This is a genomic window from Granulicella aggregans, from assembly GCF_025685565.1.
Lineage (GTDB): Bacteria > Acidobacteriota > Terriglobia > Terriglobales > Acidobacteriaceae > Edaphobacter > Edaphobacter aggregans_B.
Genome location: NZ_JAGSYE010000002.1, coordinates 346875 through 367486 on the forward strand (window position 1 = coordinate 346875; position 20612 = coordinate 367486).

Annotated in this window: 18 protein-coding genes; 8 read left to right on the forward strand and 10 right to left on the reverse strand. The window is 60.1% G+C overall.

The window, feature by feature from the left end; all coding sequences use genetic code 11:
- The first annotated feature begins 186 nt into the window (after positions 1-186).
- From OHL18_RS10945 to OHL18_RS10970, 6 genes are all read left to right on the forward strand, one after another.
- Entirely contained in the window at positions 187-957 is a 771-nt protein-coding gene (locus OHL18_RS10945) for a MotA/TolQ/ExbB proton channel family protein (protein WP_263374894.1), read from the forward strand.
- A 2-nt stretch (positions 958-959) separates the two neighbouring features.
- A complete protein-coding gene (locus tag OHL18_RS10950) occupies positions 960-1373 on the forward strand; it encodes an ExbD/TolR family protein (protein WP_263374895.1) in 414 nt (137 codons plus the stop codon).
- Positions 1374-1517: 144 nt separating this feature from the next.
- Complete coding sequence (locus OHL18_RS10955; protein WP_263374896.1) at positions 1518-2315, forward strand: energy transducer TonB; 798 nt, start codon at positions 1518-1520, stop codon at positions 2313-2315.
- Positions 2316-2368: 53 nt separating this feature from the next.
- Positions 2369-3703, forward strand: a complete 1335-nt coding sequence (gene tolB / locus OHL18_RS10960) for a Tol-Pal system beta propeller repeat protein TolB (RefSeq protein WP_263374897.1) — start codon at positions 2369-2371, stop codon at positions 3701-3703.
- A gap of 111 nt (positions 3704-3814) precedes the next feature.
- On the forward strand, positions 3815-4588 hold the full coding sequence (locus OHL18_RS10965) for an OmpA family protein (protein WP_263374898.1): 774 nt from the start codon (positions 3815-3817) through the stop codon (positions 4586-4588).
- A 137-nt stretch (positions 4589-4725) separates the two neighbouring features.
- The gene (locus OHL18_RS10970; protein WP_263374899.1) at positions 4726-5682 is read left to right on the forward strand and encodes a tetratricopeptide repeat protein; all 957 of its coding nucleotides are present in this window, start codon (positions 4726-4728) and stop codon (positions 5680-5682) included.
- Positions 5683-5691: 9 nt separating this feature from the next.
- On the opposite strand, the gene OHL18_RS10975 is transcribed toward OHL18_RS10970, so the two are convergent.
- The 6 genes from OHL18_RS10975 to OHL18_RS11000 form a co-directional block, all read right to left on the reverse strand.
- Complete coding sequence (locus OHL18_RS10975; protein WP_263374900.1) at positions 5692-6741, reverse strand: dihydrodipicolinate synthase family protein; 1050 nt, start codon at positions 6739-6741, stop codon at positions 5692-5694.
- 52 nt (positions 6742-6793) lie between these two features.
- Entirely contained in the window at positions 6794-10087 is a 3294-nt protein-coding gene (carB, locus tag OHL18_RS10980) for a carbamoyl-phosphate synthase large subunit (RefSeq protein WP_263374901.1), read from the reverse strand.
- The gene (locus tag OHL18_RS10985) at positions 10071-11846 is read right to left on the reverse strand and encodes a hypothetical protein (protein WP_263374902.1); all 1776 of its coding nucleotides are present in this window, start codon (positions 11844-11846) and stop codon (positions 10071-10073) included. The genes carB and OHL18_RS10985 overlap by 17 nt, the downstream gene beginning before the upstream one ends.
- 77 nt (positions 11847-11923) lie before the next feature.
- Positions 11924-13090, reverse strand: a complete 1167-nt coding sequence (locus tag OHL18_RS10990; RefSeq protein ID WP_263374903.1) for a hypothetical protein — start codon at positions 13088-13090, stop codon at positions 11924-11926.
- A gap of 71 nt (positions 13091-13161) precedes the next feature.
- The gene (gene carA, locus OHL18_RS10995) at positions 13162-14313 is read right to left on the reverse strand and encodes a glutamine-hydrolyzing carbamoyl-phosphate synthase small subunit (protein WP_263374904.1); all 1152 of its coding nucleotides are present in this window, start codon (positions 14311-14313) and stop codon (positions 13162-13164) included.
- A 421-nt stretch (positions 14314-14734) separates the two neighbouring features.
- Positions 14735-15046, reverse strand: a complete 312-nt coding sequence (locus tag OHL18_RS11000) for a Rieske (2Fe-2S) protein (protein ID WP_263374905.1) — start codon at positions 15044-15046, stop codon at positions 14735-14737.
- Between the two features lie 93 nt (positions 15047-15139).
- Here OHL18_RS11000 and OHL18_RS11005 point away from each other — a divergent pair, with 93 nt between their 5' ends.
- Entirely contained in the window at positions 15140-16063 is a 924-nt protein-coding gene (locus OHL18_RS11005; RefSeq protein ID WP_263374906.1) for an alpha/beta hydrolase, read from the forward strand.
- Positions 16064-16232: 169 nt separating this feature from the next.
- On the forward strand, positions 16233-16697 hold the full coding sequence (locus OHL18_RS11010) for a peptidoglycan-binding domain-containing protein (protein ID WP_263374907.1): 465 nt from the start codon (positions 16233-16235) through the stop codon (positions 16695-16697).
- A gap of 160 nt (positions 16698-16857) precedes the next feature.
- Here the strand turns inward: OHL18_RS11010 and OHL18_RS11015 are convergent, their stop codons facing one another.
- From OHL18_RS11015 to OHL18_RS11030, 4 genes are read right to left on the reverse strand one after another with little or no spacing between them, the layout of a single operon-like run.
- Positions 16858-17943, reverse strand: coding sequence for a GspE/PulE family protein (locus OHL18_RS11015; RefSeq protein WP_263374908.1), 1086 nt, complete (start codon positions 17941-17943; stop codon positions 16858-16860).
- Positions 17931-18599: a FliM/FliN family flagellar motor switch protein gene (locus OHL18_RS11020; protein WP_263374909.1), complete on the reverse strand. Its 669-nt coding sequence runs from the start codon at positions 18597-18599 to the stop codon at positions 17931-17933. The genes OHL18_RS11015 and OHL18_RS11020 overlap by 13 nt, the downstream gene beginning before the upstream one ends.
- Before the next feature lie 32 nt (positions 18600-18631).
- Positions 18632-19618, reverse strand: coding sequence for a flagellar motor switch protein FliM (locus tag OHL18_RS11025; protein WP_263374910.1), 987 nt, complete (start codon positions 19616-19618; stop codon positions 18632-18634).
- 37 nt (positions 19619-19655) lie between these two features.
- On the reverse strand, positions 19656-20597 hold the full coding sequence (locus OHL18_RS11030; protein ID WP_263374911.1) for a sigma-70 family RNA polymerase sigma factor: 942 nt from the start codon (positions 20595-20597) through the stop codon (positions 19656-19658).
- Between the last annotated feature and the right edge of the window lie 15 nt (positions 20598-20612).

Here is a 20612-nt window from a genome sequence, read left to right on the forward strand (position 1 = left end):
GCGGAGCGCCGTGTAGCTTCACCGCACGGCGCGCAGTCGAAGGACCCCGAAGGCGCTAACGTCACCCATGCAGCTCGAACCTTTCACCCCCGAAAGGCCGCACCACCCCAGATTCCCCCAAATTTATCTCCCATCTCTCCCCTAAAAACCGAACCAAGTAAACTGAGGTCTGGTGAAATAGACCCTATGGCCTGCTGTCTGACTCTCGCTCTCTTCCTGTTTCAAGATGACGCCACCCCAGTCGCTCCCGTCTCAACCGGCAGCAGTGCCCTACTCGAGATGGTCCACAACAGCGGGCCCGTCGCCTTCGCCGTCCTGATCACGCTGCTCCTCGCCAGCATCTTCTCCTGGACCATCATGCTCTCCAAGTGGTCCAGCTTCCGCCGCGCCCAGGCCCAGAGCACGCGCTTCATCCGCGCCTTCCGCAAGTCGGGCCGCCTTAGCGAGATCGCCGCTCTCTCCGACCAGTTCAAGCCCAGCCCGCTCGTCCCAGTCTTCATGGAGATCAACGACGAGTACCAGCGCCAGACCGGCGGCCGAGGCATGCCTCGCAATCCCATCGCATTGGAACGCGCAGCCCAAATAGCCTCCAGCGAAGCCTTGACGTCGATGGAACAGCGTATGACCTGGCTTGCCACCATCGCTGCCGTCGCTCCCTTCATCGGCCTCCTCGGCACCGTGATGGGCATCATCGACGCCTTCCATGGCCTCGGCACCGCTGGCGCGGCGACACTGCGCGCCGTCGCTCCCGGCATCTCGGAAGCCCTCATCACCACCGCCGCCGGCCTGGTCGTCGCCATTCCCGCCGTCGTCGGCTACAACCAGCTCACTGCCCGCCTCCGCGAGTTCGGCTCTCGCATGGACGACTTCGGCCGCGAGTTCCTCAACCTCATCGAGAACGCAGCCATGGCCTCCACTCCGCCCGTCGAAGAAGAGACCTACAGAAGGAGCCGCTAGCCATGGCCTTCACCGCCCGCTCCGGTGGCTCCGCCCGCACCCAGACCGCACTCGCCGAGATCAACATAACCCCACTCGTTGACGTCGTCCTGGTGCTCCTGCTCATCTTCATGCTCACCGCGCCCGTCCTTCAATCCGGCATGGAAGTAGCGATCCCCAAGACCCGCTCCGTCAACCAGCTCACCGAAGAGCGCCAGGTCATCACCATCGACAAGGAGCAGAACGTCTTCCTCCAGGACAAGCCCGTCAACGTGAACGACCTCGCCGGAAAGCTCAAGGTCGGCGAACACAAGATCGTCTACGTCCGCGCCGACGAGCGCGTCCCCTTCGGTGCCTTCGCCTCCGTCATGGACGCCGTCAAACACGCCGGTGTCACGAACATCAGCATCGTCACCCAACCCCTTAACCAGAAGTAACGAGCCTGGAAAGAACGTCATCTCAACCGAACGCGATAGAACGTCCTCGTAACAGGACACCCTAAGAACACGTCATCTCGACCGGAGCGAAGCGAAGTGGAGAGACCCCCGCATTTCGCTCTCACCCCTAAGGAACGCTGAGCTTTGGCCACTAACTCCCTAACCCGCAACCCACCCCCCGAGAACCTCGGCGGCAACTTCGCCGGCGCGCTGCTCCTCCACGTCGCGCTCTTCGCGGTGTTGCTCGGCTACGGATACATCTTCCACCACGACGGCAACTCCTGGGGCGACAGCTCCACGCCTTCGACGACGATCCAGGCCACGATGGTCAACTCCATCCCTCTGCCTCCGCGCCAGCCCACCAACGCCGACAACGTCCTCACCTCCGAGACGCCAAGCCCCGCCCCGCCCGTCGCCAAAGAGAAGGTCGCTCCTCCACCCGACCCCAAAGCCATCGACATCCCCGACAAGCCTCAGAAGCCGGTTAAGGTAGCTCCGAAGCCCGTCGAAGCCACCCCACACCCGCAGCCCGTCAAGCCGCAGCCGCAGAAGGCCACCACCGGCGAAGCCCCCGGCGTTCGTATCGCCATGTCCGCTACGCAAACTCGCGCCGGCACCATCAGCGTCGGCACCAACGACTCCACCTTCGGCGCCCGTTACGCCTACTACGTCAAACAGATCACGCAGAAGGTCGCCAGCCAGTGGTACACCACCATGCTGGACGCCAACGCCAAGGGCCACCGTGTCTACATCACCTTCGAGATCGGCAGGGATGGCACCCCCTCAAATATCCGCATCCAGCAGCCCAGCGGCGACTCGACCCTCGACCAGACCGCCCTCCGCGCCGTCCAGCACATCGATACCTTTGGCCCTCTCCCTGACGGCTATTCGGGCTCTTATCTGAATGTTGTTTATTATTTCGACCCTCCCTCGGCACCTTAACTTCACCCCATCACAACCCGATCGCCGCTCTTCGCGTCTACCATAAGGTGAGAATGCAAAGCGCGACCCGCAAACTCTTCCTCTTCCTGCTGACACTCCTGTCAACAACCGCCGCAGCAACCGCGCAGGACAACGTCTTTACCGGAACCAATACTGGCGCGGACCGCATCCGCATCGCCGTCGCGGACTTCAAGTCCGGCTCCGGTGACACGTCTCTCAAGGCGACCTTCGACGCCACGCTTTACTCCGACCTTGCCAACGCGGGCATCTTCGACATCGTCTCGAAGAGCCTGATTCCGCAGACCACTCCCGGAACACCATCCGAGATCACGATCGCGCAATGGTCCGCCGCGCCGGCATCAGCCGCGATGGTCGCCTTCGGCAACATCTCTGTTCAAGGCGGGCAACTCATCACCAACGGCTTCCTCTTCGACGCCAACAATGCACAGTATCCGCAAGTCCTTGCCAAGCAATACTCCGACAACGCCACCGACGACGCCGCCCGCCAGACCGCCCACAAGTTTGCCGACGAAATCATCTTTCGCCTCGGGGGCGGCGTAGCAGGAATCGCCGAGACCAAGATCTTCTACATCCACGCCGCAGGCGGCCAGAAGGAAGTCTGGCAGATGGACTACGATGGCGCGAACCAGCACGCCGTCACGCATCTCGGGGCCATCTCGCTCTCTCCGCGCGTCTCGCCCGACAACACCCGCGTAGCCTTCTCCTCACTTGGCCGCGACGGCTTCCAGATTCGGATGTACTCCCTGCTGCTCAATCGTATGGTGAACTTCTCGGCCGCAGGCGGAACCAATCTCTCGCCCGCCTGGTCGCCCGATGGCCGCAGCATCGCCTACTCCTCCTCACGCTCCGGTGACCCGGAGATCTGGATCAGCGACGTCAACGGCGCCATCGCCCGTCGCATCACGAGCTTTAAGGGTCCCGACGTCTCCCCTGTCTTCAATCCCAAGACCGGATCGCAGATCGCCTGGATCAGCGGCCGGACAGGATTGCCGCAGCTGTACATCATGGATGTCGACGGCTCCGGAGTGCAGCGCATGACCGACGGGGGCTACGCAACTTCGCCATCATGGTCACCGAACGGCCAGTTCATCGCCTTCGCCTGGAACCGCAAGTACGGCCCCGGAGCGCCCGGCGGGCAGGACATCTACGTGATGGAGGTCGCCAGCAAGCGCTGGATTCAACTCACGCACGACGGTGGCCGCTGCGACTTTCCCTCGTGGTCGCCCGATGGCCGGCACATCGCCTACGCCAACACCGCGGACGGTCGTGACGATCACATGAAGATCTGGACCATGCTCGCAGACGGCACCCAGAAACACGCGCTTTCCTCAACCGGAGGAGACATGCCAAACTGGAGTTGGAAGTAAGTCTGCGGACACCTCTTAGGACGACTCCTTTTTTCTCTCTGCCTGAGGCCACGTAGTGCCTGCCGCGCTGCGGCAAGAATCGTAAATGACAAGAAAGTTCCGGAGGAACTGATGAACGTAGTTGCAACCCGACTTTTCAAATCTCCTGTCCTGCTGGCCTCGCTTCTCACGCTGTCGCTTGCCACGGGCTGCCACAAGAAACAGGGCCCCGATCCGAACAGCATCGGCCCAGCCACCGCGCCGCCCGCACCTGCGCCCACCGCAAGCATCACGGCTGATCCGCTGTCGATCGACCTCGGCCAGTCCGTCGTCCTGAACTGGCGCAGCCAGAACGCCAACGTTGTCACCATCGACGGCATCGGCCAGGTCAACGTGAACGGCACCCAGACCGTCTCGCCGTCGAACTCGACCAACTTCCACCTCACCGCGAAGGGTGATGGTGGCACCGTCGAAGCCAACGTCCGCGTTACCGTGAATGTCCCCGTCGCTCCGACGCCGCCTCCTGCCGATGCATCAACAGCTGGCGACATGGGCACTGACGCCGCCTTCCACCAGAACGTACCTGACGTCTTCTTCGACTACGACAGCTACGACCTCCGCCCGGATGCAACCACCGCCGCGTCCCAGGCAGCCGCGTACCTCACGGCGCACCCGGCGATCAAGATCGTCATCGGCGGATACTGCGACGACCGCGGCTCGGCCGAGTACAACCTTGCCCTCGGTGAAAACCGCGCCAACTCCGCCAAGAGTGCTCTTGTCTCGGCAGGTATCGCAGCCAGCCGCATTCGCGTCGTGAGCTTCGGCAAGGAGAAGCAGTTCTGCACCGACGAGACCGAGTCCTGCTGGCAGCAGAACCGCCGCGCGCAGTTCTCCATCGACCGCTAGAGCAATCCGCTAACTCACCATCCCGCGAGAGTGCCCAGTTCCTCCAGACGATTGGGTGAACCGGGCACTCTCAATCGTTCGACAGAACTCTTATAACCAGTCCACTGGCAAGTCGCTGAACCCTAGGAAAAGAACCGATGACCTTCCGATTCCCTCGTCTCGCCACCGCCACCCTCGCTCTGGGCTTGCTCGCGACTCCCGCCTTCGCCGTCAACAAGGATATGGTCCAGCTCCAGACCCAGGTCCAGGCGCTCGAGGACGCGGTTGCCCGCCTTCAGCAGTCGAACGATGAGCGCATGGGCGTGATGAAGGACCTCGTGCAACAGACAGCCGACTCCGTGAACAAGATGTCCGTCGTCGTGCAGGGTCTGCAGACGCAGATGGGCCAGCAGCACGAGGCACAGAACACCAAGATGGAGCAGGTCTCCGGCCAAATCCAGTCCTTGAACGACTCGCTCGATGAACTGAAGGCGCGGTTAGCGGGCATCGAAAAGTCCATCAACAACATCCAGAACCAGCAGCAGTCGATCAACGCAAACATCCAGAGCGGTGCTCCGGCCACGGGATCATCGATCCCTCAGCAGACCGCTCCCCCCACGCAGGATAATCCCGCGCCGCTCGGCGATGCACCGCCGGCTCCGGTCGTCCGTAAGCCATCGGCGGCTGTTCCGCAAGCCGACAACGGTGGCGGATCGGCGCCTCCCGTAGGCGATCTCTACAAGACGGCTCTCGGCGACTACATGGGCGCCCGCTACGCGCTTGCCACAGCCGAGTTCGGCGACGTGATCAAGTTCTACCCGGACGACAACCTCTCCGGCAACTCCTTCTATTACCTCGGCGAGATCGAATACCGCGGCGGCAAGTACGCTGCGGCAGTAAAGAACTACGACAACCTTGCATCGCAGTTCCCCGCCAGCCCAAAGCTACCCGCCGCGCGCCTGCACAAAGGCGAAGCGCTCATCGCGATGAAGCAGAACGATGCCGGAATCGCGGAGCTGCGCGCTGTCATTCAGCGATACCCGACGTCTCCCGAAGCCGCACAGGCACGCAGCCGGCTTAGTGGCCTCGGCGTAAGGACTGCACCCCGCAGATAGCTCGCGCGCTCAATTGCGAAGGCCGGCCATGGCAGCTTCAACCTGTTCGCGTTCCGCGCCAGACAAGGGCAACGAAGGCAACCGCGGCCTTCCACCGAAGTATCCGTTCAAATCGCTTCCGTATTTGATTCCGGCCACACCAAGCCCCTCCTCAACAACCGCAGCAGCCACTCGTAGCCGATGCTGCTTCTCAGCCGCGAGCGCGGGATCGCCATCCTTCCAGGCAGCTAGAACCTCGTAGCAGGCCTGTGGCGCACTGGCCGACAGCGGCGGTATCGCGCCCACTGCGCCAGCGCTCACAGCATCGAGAATCCCTGCCGCACTGCCACACAACATCTGGAACCCAACTGTCTTGGTGCGCGTCTTCAACGTGCTGACAGGAGTTGGAGCAACAGCGACCGCCGTGCCTCCCGAGAGCGACTCCGCCGAGACCAGCGCCCCAAGCGCCGGCTTGTGTTTCGCGATCATCCTTCCGGTGACAGCACCGAAGACCGATGTCACCGTGACCTCGCGGCGAACTTCGGTACTTCCTTCGCGTAGCTGCTCTACCCATTCGGCGCTCGCATACGCATCGACGATTGCGATGATGTTCCGGTGCTTAGCAAGGTCGATCGCAAGATCGGTAGCAATGGCGGCATCACCCGCGCCGCTATCGAGAATCACAGGCAGCGCTGCCGAGTCCGCGACCGTCTCGAAGTAGGTCCTTGCTTCTCTGACAAACACAGGTACTCGCAACATCGAAGGCAACGGTACCAGCGCAGCGTCGTAGCCACACTTCGCCGCAAACTCGATCAACTTGAGCGTATGGATCACAGAGTCACGAGCGACGCCCGCGATCAGAACCTTCTCCGCCGCAGCCGCATCAGCGACACAACACAATGCATCCTCAGTCTCCGCGTCCGACAGCAAGCTCGGCTGTCCAACGTGAGAAAGAGTCACCAGCCCCACAGCCGGCGTCTTCGAATAGCGAGCGACGTTCTCACGCAGCTTTGGCAGATTCAGGCGGCCGTCGGGTAGAAACGGCGTAGTCAGGGGCAGGAACAATCCTTCAAGCAGCATCTCTCTATTCTATGAGCGATGCTGCTTGAAGTGTTCGAGCACATCGTGACATCTAGCTTGCAGCGACCGCGACAGCGCGCTCCGCATGAAGCGCCTGCAGCGCCTTCACACGCACGCTGCCCTTCTGCAAGGCAGCAATGCCCTCAGCCGCGGCGCGTGCCGCAGCCAGGGTTGTGATGGTGGGAATACGGGCCAGCACCGCAGCGCGCCGAATCGCCTTCTCGTCAAAGAAGGTGTCCTGCCCGCGCGGCGTGTTGATGATGAGCTGAATACGATCGCTCTTGATCAGGTCCACCACGTTCGGCCGTCCTTCCTTCACCTTGTAGACGCGCTCCGGCTGCACGCCTGCGGCTTCGAGAACCTCCGCGGTGCCGTGCGTCGCAACGAGGTGGAAGCCCAGATTCATAAACTCCTTCGCCAGCGTCACCAGGCCCGCTTTGTCGTGGTCGTTCACGCTGAGGAAGATCGTACCCTGCATCGGCAACACTTGCCCCGCCGCGATCTGCGCCTTCGCGAAGGCTTCGCCGAAGTTGTCGGAGACACCCATCACCTCGCCAGTCGACTTCATCTCCGGCCCCAGGACCGTGTCCACTCCGGGAAACTTGCCCCATGGGAAGACCGGCGACTTCACGAAGAAGTAATCCCCCGTGTCGAGATCATCGCCCGACGCAACCTGCTCCGGCAACAGCGTCCGCAGCTTCTGCCCGACCATCAACCGCGATGCGATCTTCGCCAGCGGAATGCCGGTGGCCTTCGAGACATAAGGCACCGTGCGCGAGGCACGCGGGTTCACCTCGATCACATAGACCACTCCACGCTGAATGGCGAACTGAATGTTCACTAGGCCAATCACGTTGAGAGCCTTGGCGAGCTTGCGCGTGTAGGTGCGGATCGTCTCCAGGACCTCAAGGCTCAGGTCAACAGCAGGCAGCACGCACGACGAGTCGCCGGAGTGGATACCCGCCTCTTCGATGTGCTGCATGATGCCTGCGATCAAAACGTCGTCGCCATCGCACAACGCGTCCACGTCGCACTCTACCGCATCCTCGAGGAAGTGATCGATGAGCACAGGCCGCTCCTGCGAATACTCAATGGCGGTGCTCATGTACTGCGTGATGGCGTCGTCGTCGTAAGCGATGACCATCGCGCGACCACCAAGCACATACGAAGGCCGCACCAGCACGGGATAGCCGACGCGATTCGCTCCCGCGATCGCCTCCGGAACACTGGTGACGATCGCGCCCTGCGGCTGTGGGATCTCCAACTCTTCGATGAGCTTGCCGAAGCGCTTGCGATCTTCCGCAAGGTCGATCGATTCGGGAGACGTCCCGATGATCGGCACGCCAGCCTTCTTCAAGGGCAGTGAAAGATTCAGCGGAGTCTGTCCGCCAAACTGAACGATCATGCCGATCTCAGCGCCCGAAGACGCCTCGTGCTCATACACACTCAACACATCTTCAAGCGTCAACGGCTCGAAGTAGAGACGGTCGCTCGTATCGTAGTCGGTCGAGACGGTCTCGGGATTGCAGTTGACCATGATGGTCTCGTAGCCATCCTCGCGAAGCGCGAAGGCCGCGTGGCAGCAGCAGTAGTCGAACTCAATTCCCTGTCCGATGCGGTTCGGCCCGCTGCCCAGAATCATGATCTTCTTGCGCTTCGTCGGCGGCGCTTCGTCCTCTTCGTCGTAGCAGCTATACAGATACGGCGTGAAGCTCTCGAACTCTGCGGCACACGTATCGACCAGCTTGAAGACAGGCATCACGCCAAGCTTCTTACGCAGCGCGCGGACCTCGGCGGTCCCTTCACCTCCGGTCAGCCCCCAGCTTGCGGCAAGCCGTTCGTCGGAGATGCCCATGCGCTTAGCGAAACGAAGCTCGTCCGCGGTAATCTCGCTGATCTTCTTCTCTCCGACAGCCTTGATCTCATCGGTGATCTGCTTGATCTGGTACAGGAACCATGGGTCCATCGAGGTCATCCGCGCCACTTCGCGCACCGACATGCCGCGCTCGAAAGCGTAACGAACATACGAGAGACGATCAGGGTGCGGCGTTACCAGGCGCTGCGTCAGACGGCGCGGCTCGATGTCGTCAGCGGTCGCCTTCTTGCCCGTCTCGAGCGAGCGCACGGCCTTCATCATCGCTTCCTTGAAGGTGCGCCCAATCGCCATCACTTCGCCGACAGACTTCATCTGCGGCCCAAGGCCTTCATCCGCGCCGGGAAACTTCTCAAACTGCCACTTGGGGATCTTGACGACAACATAATCAATGGTCGGCTCGAAGCAAGCCGGCGTTGCCTTGGTGATGTCGTTCTGAATCTCGTCGAGCGTGTAGCCAACCGCAAGCCGAGCCGCGATCTTCGCAATCGGGAAGCCCGTTGCCTTCGAAGCCAGAGCCGAAGAACGCGAGACGCGTGGGTTCATCTCGATGACGGTCATGCGGCCGTTCGCAGGATTGACCGCGAACTGCACGTTGCTTCCGCCCGTCTCGACACCGATCTCGCGGATACACGCGATCGCGGCATCGCGCATCCTCTGATACTCACGATCCGTGAGCGTCTGCGCCGGAGCGACGGTGATCGAGTCGCCGGTATGCACGCCCATCGGATCGAAGTTCTCAATCGAGCAGATGATGATGACGTTGTCCTTCAGATCGCGTACGACCTCAAGCTCGTACTCCTTCCAGCCCAGCACGCTCTCTTCAATCAGGCACTCGCCGACTGGCGAAAGGTCGAGGCCGCGCGACAGAATCTCCGTCATCTCCTCGCGGTTGTACGCGATGCCTCCGCCCGATCCACCAAGAGTAAAGCTGGGCCGGATCACGACCGGAAAGCCGATCTTGCCGGCAAACTCAAGCCCCGCGCTCACAGTCCGCACCAGCGCCGACCGCGGCATGTCGAGCCCGATCTTGTTCATCGCGTCCTTGAAGAGGAGGCGGTCTTCAGCCTTCTTGATCGGCCCGAGCTTCGCGCCGATAAGCTCCACGCCATACCTCTCGAGCACGCCCGAATCAGACAGATCGACAGCCAGGTTCAGAGCAGTCTGTCCGCCCACCGTGGGCAGCACGGCAAACGATCCCGTCGCACCCGATGCCTTGAGCATCTCCGTCTCGACACGAATAATCTCCTCGACGTAAGCCGCATTGAGCGGCTCAATATAGGTGCGGTCGGCGACCTCGGGATCTGTCATGATCGACGCCGGGTTGGAGTTCACCAGCACGACCTCGTATCCCTCGGCCTTCAGCGCCTTGCACGCCTGCGTTCCGGAGTAGTCGAACTCGGCCGACTGTCCAATCACGATCGGCCCCGAGCCGATCACCAAAATCTTTGCGATGTCATTCCTGCGTGGCATAGTCTAGCTGATCCTTCTCATATTCTTCGGTTATTTTGTCGTCACTGCTGGCCGCATGTTTCGCCCCGCTCCAACTGGCAGCCTTCGCCAGATAGTCGCTCATCTTGTATCCGGGGTACATATCGGCCCAAAATAGCTGCATCTCGCGGTCGATCTGGGGGCGTATCGGGCTGTCTCTTCGCAACGCCAGTCCGTAGCTCGCCGCCCCTACGAAATAGTCGTAGTCTTTCAGAAACTTCGGATTCGCAATCATCAATCCGCGCTGAAAGGTATAAGCGTTATGCGGCATCCAGATGATGTCGGGATGTCGCGCAAGCAGCGCATTCATATCAAATCCTGAAAGCGCAATCTCCGTATCGTTCAGGCCGGCGATGTCGATTACATTCACGTGCGGGGCCATCGCCCCTACGTATCCAACCTCACTCGCGGCAATCGTCGTCCCGATCGGAAGTGGCTGAATGACCCTCTTCGTCAGGGCGACGAACTCTTCATAGCCTGATGCCACCGGCAACCGGACCGTTGCAGTCGTCTCGAAATGCTCCGGGTCGTAGATGTCGTTACGTCGCTCAATCATTCTGTCGACCGCATAGCTCAGCTGGCGCATCTTAATGACTCGCTGATTGACGTACAGGACTGCCATCCCGGCGATCACCGCGCAGCATGCCAGAACCTTGACTCTCCGGGACGGCAGAAGGCCAACTGCACTCCGACCTTCCGCAATCCGCCTGTCCAGCACAAGCAGCGCCGGAATGACGATCAATCCCAAATAAGGAAGGTAGTATCTTGAGTTCTTTCCCATGATCTGGGTCACCGTTGTCAGGTAAGCGAACACCGCCACGGCAGGCAGCAGCAAGACAGCTACCATTCGCCAGTCCTGTCGCCGGACAAGCAGCACCAGTAATGCCACAAACGGCCAGCACGATGCCAGCAGCATCATAATCCCCGTGAATGGATGCCACGATACGGCGTATCCCTCGTAGCCATGCCGCGACTTCATGTAGAGGCTCAACGGAAACGGTGTCCCGTAGTAGGCTTTGCAAGCAATCAAATCAAGAGCTAGGCTCGCAAGAAAAACTCCCAGCAGAACGCTTAGACCTCTCTTTGTACCACCGAGCGAATATAGACCCACCAGTGCCGGCATCAGCATCACGACGACCGCAGACTCGGGCCTCGCAAGGAAAAGCAGAAGGCCCAATAAGGCCACGAACTCGGGTCGTGCCGCACCTCTGGACCAGACCAGAACGCCGCCTGCAAACGCGGCGCAAAGCATCGCAGCCAGCATCGTCTCCATGCCGGTGACCGCGTTCACCCGGAACATGTAGGTCAACATAAGCGGCAACGCCACGATGGACGCAACTCGCCATGCGCTCCTCATGTATCGGCTCGTGGCATTTTGAGATACGGCCCATGACACCGTCCAGATCATACCCACCGAGCACACCCATGAACCGACGATCAGCGCCTTGGAAGCGCTCAGCGGCAGATAGGTGAGCAACAACACAGGTACTCCCCAAAGCTGGCTGGTCTCGCCAAATGTGTGCACTCCGTCGAGGTTCCAGGACATGCCTAGTCCCTGCCTGACATGCAAAGCGTAACGATAAAACATGTAGGCGTCATCGAACTCAAGCGGAGTCGACAGACTCCTTCGCAGATGCTCCAGCCACAAGCCAGCCGCGCATAACAGGAAGGAGCCGTTCACCCAAAGCGATGTCCTCGCTGAAATGGAATCCGAACTCCCGATGTCGTTCCTACGCGGCATTACCTGCTCACTCTCTTTACTAGATTGCTGTCTTCAACTCAGGCCCGTACCACCCTTCGACCACTCTGCCCGGGCCGTCACTTGTCTGGGGGATTGACCTTGAGAGGTACGATCGACTCGAAATGAGCATCTTTGAGTGCATAGACAAACGGAAACGTATTGATCTGCTGATCGTCCATGAGTGGCTCGCCAGTGGCCATGCTCAAAACGATGACTAAAATTCCGGCACCGCGAAACCAGGCTGGCAACTGTATGGGAGTTCCAGGAAAGTTGCGACAGATCAAAAGAAAGACAACGAAAGCATCGAAGCAGGCTAAGGTATTCCAGCGAGCCCAGTCCCAGCCTAGGAAATACATCGCTAACGGCGATACACACGCGATCCAGGCCGAGGCCAGCAGAATGTTCCGGTGTCTGACTGTCTCTGGAACGAGGCGAAGGGCTGCCCCGATAGCGGTCAACAGCAGAATGGCTGTTGGCGCAAAGACAGCAGCACTCACACTGAACATCGTTTTGCAACCGGGGCAAGAGCGGTACATAAATTTCATATACCGGAAGTTTTCCCTCGCAGAGCGCTCCAAGGTTAGGAAGACATCGCTTCGTAAGGGAAAGTTCACACTCGACTGAAGCCTGCGCTCCATCGCAGCGGCGACCTCGGGTGTCACTGGCCTGGCGAGCGCGAGCTTCACCGTGACGGCCGAAGAGATAGAGATGAGGAACAAGATCATGAGCGGAGCTCTCAAGCTCCGTCCCGGTTTCGACTCGGTGGCAGCATCAAGCACAAAACTGAACAGAATTACGGGAAGCAACGTGAAGAGGAAAGACTCGTGAATGAGCAGCGCGACCACACTGACCGGGATTGCGACGAAGAACCGCAGCCAGGTGCCACGAATCAGCAGGAGAGAGACAGCCAGGATACCCAGCGCAATGTCGAGATAGCCGATCATATCGGCAATGAAAGTGACAGCGAAGCTGGAAAAGAATACAGCGCAAACCGCAGCACAGCCGGACCTTCCTTTGACGATTGAGAGCGTGAGAAAAAGTACAAGTGCGACAAACACCGCCAAGATCACGAAGGAACCGGCAGCGAAGTGACTGAACTGCTGAAAATGAAACCAGCGGCCAATCGTCTCGCCAAAGAATCCTCGTTTCAGCAAACCAGAGTCGTAGTTGATGGCCGCTTGTGTTGCCGCCCACCGGCTGGGAATACGGAGACCTTTGAAGAGACTAATGACACCTAGCAGCACGATAGCCGCCGGGTGGAAGATCCAATCCTGAGACTTACGAATCTCGGATGATCTTTCGTTCATATAGCTCGTCATCGGGGAGTCCCGTCTTTCCACTCTTCCATCATCTTGCGAAAGTCCTTGAACAAATAGTGCGAGTCATGGGGCCCGGGACTTGCCTCCGGGTGATACTGCACACTAAACATCGGGTCCGTCTTGTGCTTCAGACCCGCCAGCGTCTGATCGTTCAAGTTCGTATGCGTACGCTCCACATCTGCGGGCAATGAATCCGGGTCGACGTTGTAGTTATGGTTCTGCGCGGTGATCTCAACCTTGCCCGTCTGGTGATTCATGATCGGGTGATTCCCGCCGTGGTGGCCGAACTTCAACTTATACGTCTTGCCGCCCAGCGCCAGCCCGAAGATCTGGTGCCCCAGGCAGATGCCGAAGATCGGAGCCTTGCCCTTGATCTTCTGCACGTTCTCAATCGCGTAGTCGAGCGGCTCAGGATCCCCAGGGCCATTCGAGAAGAAGACTCCATCCGGCTGCATCGCCAGCACGTCTTCCGCCGGCGTACGCGCTGGTACAACCGTGACCCGGCAGTTCTCACGCGTCAGCATCCGCAGGATGTTCTGCTTGATGCCGAAGTCATACGCGACCACGTGCATCTGCTTCTGCCCAGGATCGAGCGCGGCGGTCAACAGCTTATCGCCCGTCTGGTTCTTCGGCTCCGAGTCGTCCCAGCTGTAAGCCACCTTGGTGCTGACGACGCTGGCGAGGTCCGTGCCGTCCATCTTCTTGATCGACTTCGCCTTCGCTACCAGCGCCGCTTCATCCAGCGCTTCGCCAATCGCAATCACGCCGCGCATCACGCCGTTAGCGCGAAGATGCCGCACCACGGCACGGGTGTCGATCTCCGCGATGACCGGAACGCCATTGCGCTCCAAATACTCGTCCGCGACCTCGCTCGACCGCCAGTTCGAGCTGATCGGCGAAAACTCCCGCGTCACCAGGCCTTCGATGTAGGGCTTTGAGGCCTCGGCATCGCTTGGAGTCGTGCCGTAGTTGCCAATGTGAGGGTTTGTCAAAACCACGATCTGGCCCGCATAAGAGGGATCGGTAAAGATCTCCTGGTAGCCGGTCAGCGATGTATTGAAGACGACTTCACCCGAGCGTTCCACTCGTGCGCCAAAACCTTTACCGCGAAAGATGCGCCCGTCTTCCAGCGCGAGAATTGCCTGCATTGCCGCTCCTGAGGATTCCGGCGGCGTCGCCGACGGAATCGAGATCGAATCTGGAGTGGATTCAATCGATTCTATCAGCATTGGAAGAGCAAATCTTTCATTCTCGTTAACGAAAAGACCCGGCACCAGGGCCGGGTCGCTTCGACTGCACGCATCACGGTTTAGCGATGCGGGTGATGGTGATGGTGACGGTGGTGATGACGGGCCTCTGCTGGCAATACAACGCCTGCAAAAACTGCAAGTGCAACGATCGAGAGCATCAGGTTACGAATCTTCATGGGGAATCCTCCTCTAGCCGGGCATCGGCGTGTGTCCGACTATCCCGTTCAGCTTAGTCGGTTAGAACGCATTTGCCAGAGAATAGTTTTCCTCAGCACGCAAGATGTTCCTCTCTTGATTCATCCCGCTGCGAAGAAGCTCGTTATCCCAGATCGATCAACACGTCCTCGCCCTCTTTTTTCAGCGGAAAGACCTTCACCCGCTCATGCGCTGGATACTCCGACTGGCCGGTCTTCAGATTAAAGGCCCAGGAGTGCCAAGGGCAGATCACCGCCTCGCCTTCGATCCATCCCTGCCCCAGCGGTCCCTGCCGGTGCGGACAGAGGTTGTCCAACGCCGCTAGTTCGCCGTTCAGATTTGCAAGGCAGATTTGGACTCCATTTACGTCGGCCTCCATCACCTTCCCAGGCTCGGGCACCTCTGTCGCCCCGCAGATCTTTATCCACTCCGCCACAATCGGGCCTCCATTCTCCTAACAGCGTAACCCAGCGCCGGATCTCAAGACGGCTCTGAAGAACCTGCTAGAGTTCAGGAGGAACCTACCGTTATGGCCCCTGCAACACCCCGCTCCGGCAAGCAGTCCGGGCATCAACCTCAAAGAAACGCGCAACAACCCGGCAATCCCGAGGTCGTCGACCCCATCTGGTTGCTCAAGGCTGCCGGCGTGGTCCTCCTCGCCGCTCTCTTCTGCGGCTACCTGACGTTCTGCCTGCTCTTCTATCAGGGTCAATGGCAGTTGGTGCTGCATCCCGACCGATCAAAGCCCGCCCCAGCCAGTATTGCCGGGTCACACTATGAGACCGTCCACTTTGGCGTCGACGAGACCGGCACCCCACAGTTGACCGGCTGGTGGATTCCAGCCGAGCCAAACGGCCGGTACACCCGCGAAACCCTTCTCTACCTCCCCGGCGGAGATGGATCGCTCGCCGACGCAGAGCCGAAGCTGGCCGCCTTGCATTCGCTTGGCATCAATATCTTCGCCTTCGACTACCGCGGCTACGGTCAGAGCTCTGCCACGCATCCGAACGAACGCCGGATGACCCAGGACGCCGCCTCCGCCTGGCAGTACCTCACCGCCTCGCGGCAGATTCCCGGAGCGCAGGTCATACCCTTTGGCGAGAGAGTGGGCGCGGCAATCGCCGCCAATCTCGCTGCGACTCAATCACAAATTCCGGGCGTCATCCTCGATTCGCCGCGCACCGATCTACCCAAAATCGTTCGCGACGACCCCCGAACTCGTCTTCTACCCGTCGGCCTCCTGTTTCATGAAGACTTCCAGATTGCCTCCACGGTCGGAAGCCTGAAGACTGCCAAACTGTTTCTGCTACCCGAAAGCGCAGCGTCGCTTGAGATGGCGCGGTCCGCCGCGGAGCCCAAAGTGATTGTTGCGCTCCCACCCTCTCAGGCCAACGGTCCGGCGTATCTTGAACAGATCGCACGGTTTCTGGACCAGCTTCACCCGAATCGATAGACAGAAGTTGTTCAATGACCCCGCTACAACAAAAGTCGAGAAATTATTTCTTAACCCGTACAACCTCTAGTATTGCAAACCTGTTACGCTGCCGATATCCTTAGGCTGCACGCGATTGACTGCACGGTACGTCTGCTCGGTAACTTTAGTCCAGGAGTCCTCTTCATCTATGTGGTCGAGACGAATCATCGTTGTGTCCATCCTGACGCTTGCCTGTTCGATCCCTAGCTATGCCTATAACCACGCTCGTCGTGGCCCCACGTCAAGCCTCTTCAAGCGTAAGTCTTCCAAGTCTGCTCCCCGGCCGAGCGGCCCGCGCGCGATGGAACCTCAACGTGCGACCGAGATCCAGGAAGCCCTGATCAAGGCGGGCTATATGTCCGGAGCTCCTTCAGGGCACTGGGACTCCGAGAGTCAGGCCGCGATGCAGAAGCTTCAGGCGGAAAAGGGCTGGCAGACGAAGCTGACGCCCGACTCCCGCGCGCTCATCCTTCTTGGTCTTGGGCCCCAGCAATCCCGGCCTTCCGAAGTAACCCAGACATCGAGCGTGAGCGTCCCCGCTCTCTCTGGCGGCTCCGTCGATGCAACACCAGCCATCCAATCAGGCTTCTCGCTCGCTTCCTTGAATAAATAAATTCCGCGTCAGAACGCACAAAGGCCATCCTCCTCGGGATGGCCTTCATCTTTAGACGCCGTCGTTCTGACTCGTTGGGGGCCGTGATTCTGAGCGGAGCGAAGAATCGCCGCATTTGTTTAGGCACGAGACCGGATACCTCGCCTGAGCCTAAGTTCCCTTACCCAATCGTGAACAGATAATCCGCAGCCTCTCCGGGATCAGGAATCTGGCGCGTCGATCTCACACCGTCCCTTCCTTGCTGCCAAAGTCGAAGCCAGTAGTAGCGATGCAGCCGCACCAGCCGGGATGCGCCGGGCTTCCCTCGTTCGATGACTCGCTCTATGGATCGCGCAAGGGCGTCGCGATCGGCGACGATCGTCCGCTTCATGTCAACGAAACGGCAGCCAAGGACCATATCTTTCGCCTTGCGATAGCGCTCTTCGCCGATCACTCCACACTCCGTTCGCAAGCCGCTGATCTGCTCTACGGCATAGGCGGAGGAGGCATCCAGATGGTCTTGAAACCCCACGTAAAGAATCCTGCGAGCAGCCACGCGCAGAGGAAGAATCCCATACTCCTCGATAAATGGCTTCGGAATCGCCCGAGCCATCGTCTCCGGAGAGAACCCGTCCGTCGTGAGCACCGGGCAGTTCCACTGCACGCTCAGCCCCCGCGTGATCCACTCCGACCGTAGTCCGCACTCGGAGACGAGCCAATCCCCGATCCTTCCCTTGCCCTTCATCCGCTGCATCTCCAGCGCCCTGCGAAGCTGCGGATGCGTGATCCACCCCTGCCCCAGCAGGACCAGACCCAGCGGAATCCGGTGCCGGTGCTGGCCTGACACCTCCTCAACCCCTTCAAGCACACCGTCGTCGATCTCCCGCGCAATGGCCATCTTTATCATCTCCAGCAGGCAGCGCGGCGAGCACGCCCACCGATCCTCGAAGAACGGATATCTCCGGCTGCGCCATGGCGCCGTCCACCCTCCGCCGCAGACCGAGTTGCCGCACTCGATTCGCGAGGAAAGCAGAGGGATGGGAAGCACCGGCCCTCTCAGTCGTGCGACGTCGCCCCCGGTGTAGTCGCGCCCGGGGTATCTGTCGCTTCCAACCCTCGTGTCCGTCCGATTCTTCATCGTCCCGGCACCAGACCCTGGACTCTCCGCGTGGACATCGCCCTTCATCATGCCCAGCTGAATCTCAGCCGCGCGGTTGCTCTGCAATCCGGCAACCGCGCTTAGGCTCCTGCTATTTAGAAGAGGCATCGGATACTCTCCAGCCGCATCTGCGGGGTTGCCACTTCGGTGACGCGAAGGGCAAAGTTGCCGCTCGCCACAACGACCTCTCCGCGAGCCACAATGCGATCGCCCACAACAAGATCCACCGGCTGCGCGATGTGCCGGTCAAGCTCGACCACATCGCCGGGGCCAAGTTCGAGGACATCGCGCAGCAGCATCTCCTTCGAACCGAACTGCAGCGTAGCATCCAACTCAACGTCGTAGAGCAGGTCAAGACCTGGCTTATCCAGCTCGCCAACATCGACTCGCGCAGGCCCATTCGATCGCGAAGCCGTCCCGGCAGATGCCGCTTGCGTCCTGGGCGGCTCCGGCTGATCGACATTGGGCGCAACATCATAAAGCCCCCCCGTGGAGCCGGTGGATGAAGTGGCTCTGAGAGGAGGCTTCTCCCCCGCAGCATCCATAGAATCCACGCCGGCCGCAGCAGCCTGAGCGTCATCTTCCGCTGCGTCGCTGGCTAAGAGGCTTCCCTCAACCTCGGTTGTCTGCGCAGCAGCTTCCGCCGCCGAGGTCTCGCTCTTCTCACCGGCAGCGGAGGAGGCTATGACACCTCCAGCCATCTTCTCTTCCGGCGTGGGGCCTCTTTCTTCCGCGCCCAGGGACTCGTCCATCTCGTCAGCCATCTCTATCTCTCCACTCCGCTTCGTTCAGCTCGTTAGTTGTGATGTGCCGAGGTCTTTGGCGTAACTTTCTCGTTGATGATGCTTTCTATCTGCGCGCCACGATGCTCCTGACTGCGAACCGGGTGGGCCTTCGCTATGGGCAATCCACCCACACAGAGCTCGGAGGTTGCATAGCGCGACAAAGGAAACCGCAGGATCTTTCCCGGCTCGAGCTCTATCAAGTCGCGCGCCTGAATCTTCATGGGCGTGAACTGCAGCACCGTACCCACCGTCGTCTTTCCGATAAGGTTCCGCAGCCGGGTCTGGTTCTCTTGCGACTGCCTGCGCGGACGGTCACGCTCCTTGTGCAGACGGCGCAGTATCTGGTTCAGAACGACGGATGGAATGCACAGATTCAACGCTCCCCGCTCCTCGGCCATCGTGACCTCGAAGCTCACACAAAGCGTCTTCTCCGCCAGCGACATCATCCTTGCACCGCTTCCCGCCGACTCGCGGTGATCGAACTCAAACCTTAGGCCGATCGAGAGCCACGCGGTATTCAGCTCCCGAATGATGAGCTGAATGACCGAGGCAAGAATCTCCTCTTCGATATCCGTCAAGTCGCGCACCTTTGCCGAGTCGCCCACTCCGCCCATCAGCAGATCGACGATGGGAGCCACCAGGGCCAGGTCAAACTCGATCAGTCCCAACGCCCCTAACGGTTCAAGCCGGATCGAACAGATGTAGTTCGGGTCAGGCAGGCGATCAAGGAACTCCTGGTATGACAACTGCTCCCGCGAGACCAGCTTCACGTTGAACTGCGTGCGCAGCCAGCCGCCGATTGTGTGCTTGAGATTCATCGCGAAGAAGTCGCTCACGCTGGTGATCGTCTTCATCTCTTGAACGCTGATCTGGCCCGCGCGGGTGAAGTTATACGGAGCAGTGCTCGGGCCCTCGCCGATCGTGGCCTCCTGCCTCTTCTCTCCCTTCGCTTCCGCGAAGATCGCGTCGATGGCGTCCTGATCGAGTGTCGTGCTCATGATTTCGCGCTCCTGATGTCCATCTTGCGAATCTGTGTCATCGCGATCCGTACCCCCGCTTGCGCGAGTCTGGCCTCTCGCTCGCTGGCCCCTTGCCACGACCGGTGCGCAGAGCGGCAAGCGCCACGCGTAGCCGCAGCACGGCGGCGGAGTGAATCTGCGATACCCTGGACTCCACCACGCCCAACGTAAGACCGATCTCTTTCATCGTGAGTTCCTCAAAGTAGTAGAGCGTCAGCACCAGGCGCTCGCGCTCGGGCAGCTCATCGATCGCATCCGTTAGCCGCTGCTTCAACTCCCCCTTGAGGCAAAGAAAGAGCGGGTCTTCTTCAGGTGATCCGGGAATATAAGCAAGCTCCTGGTCGCCTGAGTCCTCCGTGCGCTCCATGTGCAGACTGCCAATCTCGAGCCCCTTCAGGTCGCCCAATAGTTGCTGAAACTCGCTCAGCGTCAACTCCATCTCGGCAGCAATCTCATGCTCCGCAGGAGCGCGGCCAAGCCGCTGCGTCACGGATCGAATCGCCTCTTCAACCGCTCTGCCCTTGCGCCGAAGCTCGCGCGGACTCCAGTCCAGCGTTCGCAAAGAGTCGAGGATCGCGCCACGAATCCGAAACTGAGCATAGCTCTTGAACTGGACCTTCTTGTTGTGGTCGAACTTCGAAAACGCATCGATCAATCCCACGACTCCGGCTGAGATCAGGTCGTCAAGCTCGACGTGCTGCGGTAGACGTTCATGAATCCTTCGGGCAAGGTATCGCACCGTTGGTAGGTGCTCCAGCAGAAGCTGGTCCCGGTCTGCCGACGACATCTCTGCCGCAACCTCGCCCTTCAATCCATCGTCGAGCGGATGGCCTCCGAGCTGCGTATCATCGAGCGCCGCATTCGCCAGCAACCGGCCCTCGTCTGCACCACCCTCGCCGGTCTCACGGAGTTGTCCCTCGCGATGTTTACCCTTCGGCAATTGTTGAAACAGACTCATCGGTATCGGATTCCC

Coding starts and splice junctions, on each gene's coding strand:
- OHL18_RS11010 (WP_263374907.1), top strand. CDS start 16,233: ATGTGGTCGAGACGAATCATCGTTGTGTCCATCCTGACGCTTGCCTGT.
- OHL18_RS10985 (WP_263374902.1), bottom strand. CDS start 11,846: ATGCCGCGTAGGAACGACATCGGGAGTTCGGATTCCATTTCAGCGAGG.
- carA (WP_263374904.1), bottom strand. CDS start 14,313: ATGCAGGCAATTCTCGCGCTGGAAGACGGGCGCATCTTTCGCGGTAAA.
- OHL18_RS10965 (WP_263374898.1), top strand. CDS start 3,815: ATGAACGTAGTTGCAACCCGACTTTTCAAATCTCCTGTCCTGCTGGCC.
- OHL18_RS10970 (WP_263374899.1), top strand. CDS start 4,726: ATGACCTTCCGATTCCCTCGTCTCGCCACCGCCACCCTCGCTCTGGGC.
- OHL18_RS11030 (WP_263374911.1), bottom strand. CDS start 20,597: ATGAGTCTGTTTCAACAATTGCCGAAGGGTAAACATCGCGAGGGACAA.
- OHL18_RS11025 (WP_263374910.1), bottom strand. CDS start 19,618: ATGAGCACGACACTCGATCAGGACGCCATCGACGCGATCTTCGCGGAA.
- tolB (WP_263374897.1), top strand. CDS start 2,369: ATGCAAAGCGCGACCCGCAAACTCTTCCTCTTCCTGCTGACACTCCTG.
- OHL18_RS10950 (WP_263374895.1), top strand. CDS start 960: ATGGCCTTCACCGCCCGCTCCGGTGGCTCCGCCCGCACCCAGACCGCA.
- OHL18_RS11015 (WP_263374908.1), bottom strand. CDS start 17,943: ATGCCTCTTCTAAATAGCAGGAGCCTAAGCGCGGTTGCCGGATTGCAG.
- OHL18_RS11020 (WP_263374909.1), bottom strand. CDS start 18,599: ATGGCTGACGAGATGGACGAGTCCCTGGGCGCGGAAGAAAGAGGCCCC.
- OHL18_RS10945 (WP_263374894.1), top strand. CDS start 187: ATGGCCTGCTGTCTGACTCTCGCTCTCTTCCTGTTTCAAGATGACGCC.
- OHL18_RS10975 (WP_263374900.1), bottom strand. CDS start 6,741: ATGCTGCTTGAAGGATTGTTCCTGCCCCTGACTACGCCGTTTCTACCC.
- OHL18_RS11005 (WP_263374906.1), top strand. CDS start 15,140: ATGGCCCCTGCAACACCCCGCTCCGGCAAGCAGTCCGGGCATCAACCT.
- carB (WP_263374901.1), bottom strand. CDS start 10,087: ATGCCACGCAGGAATGACATCGCAAAGATTTTGGTGATCGGCTCGGGG.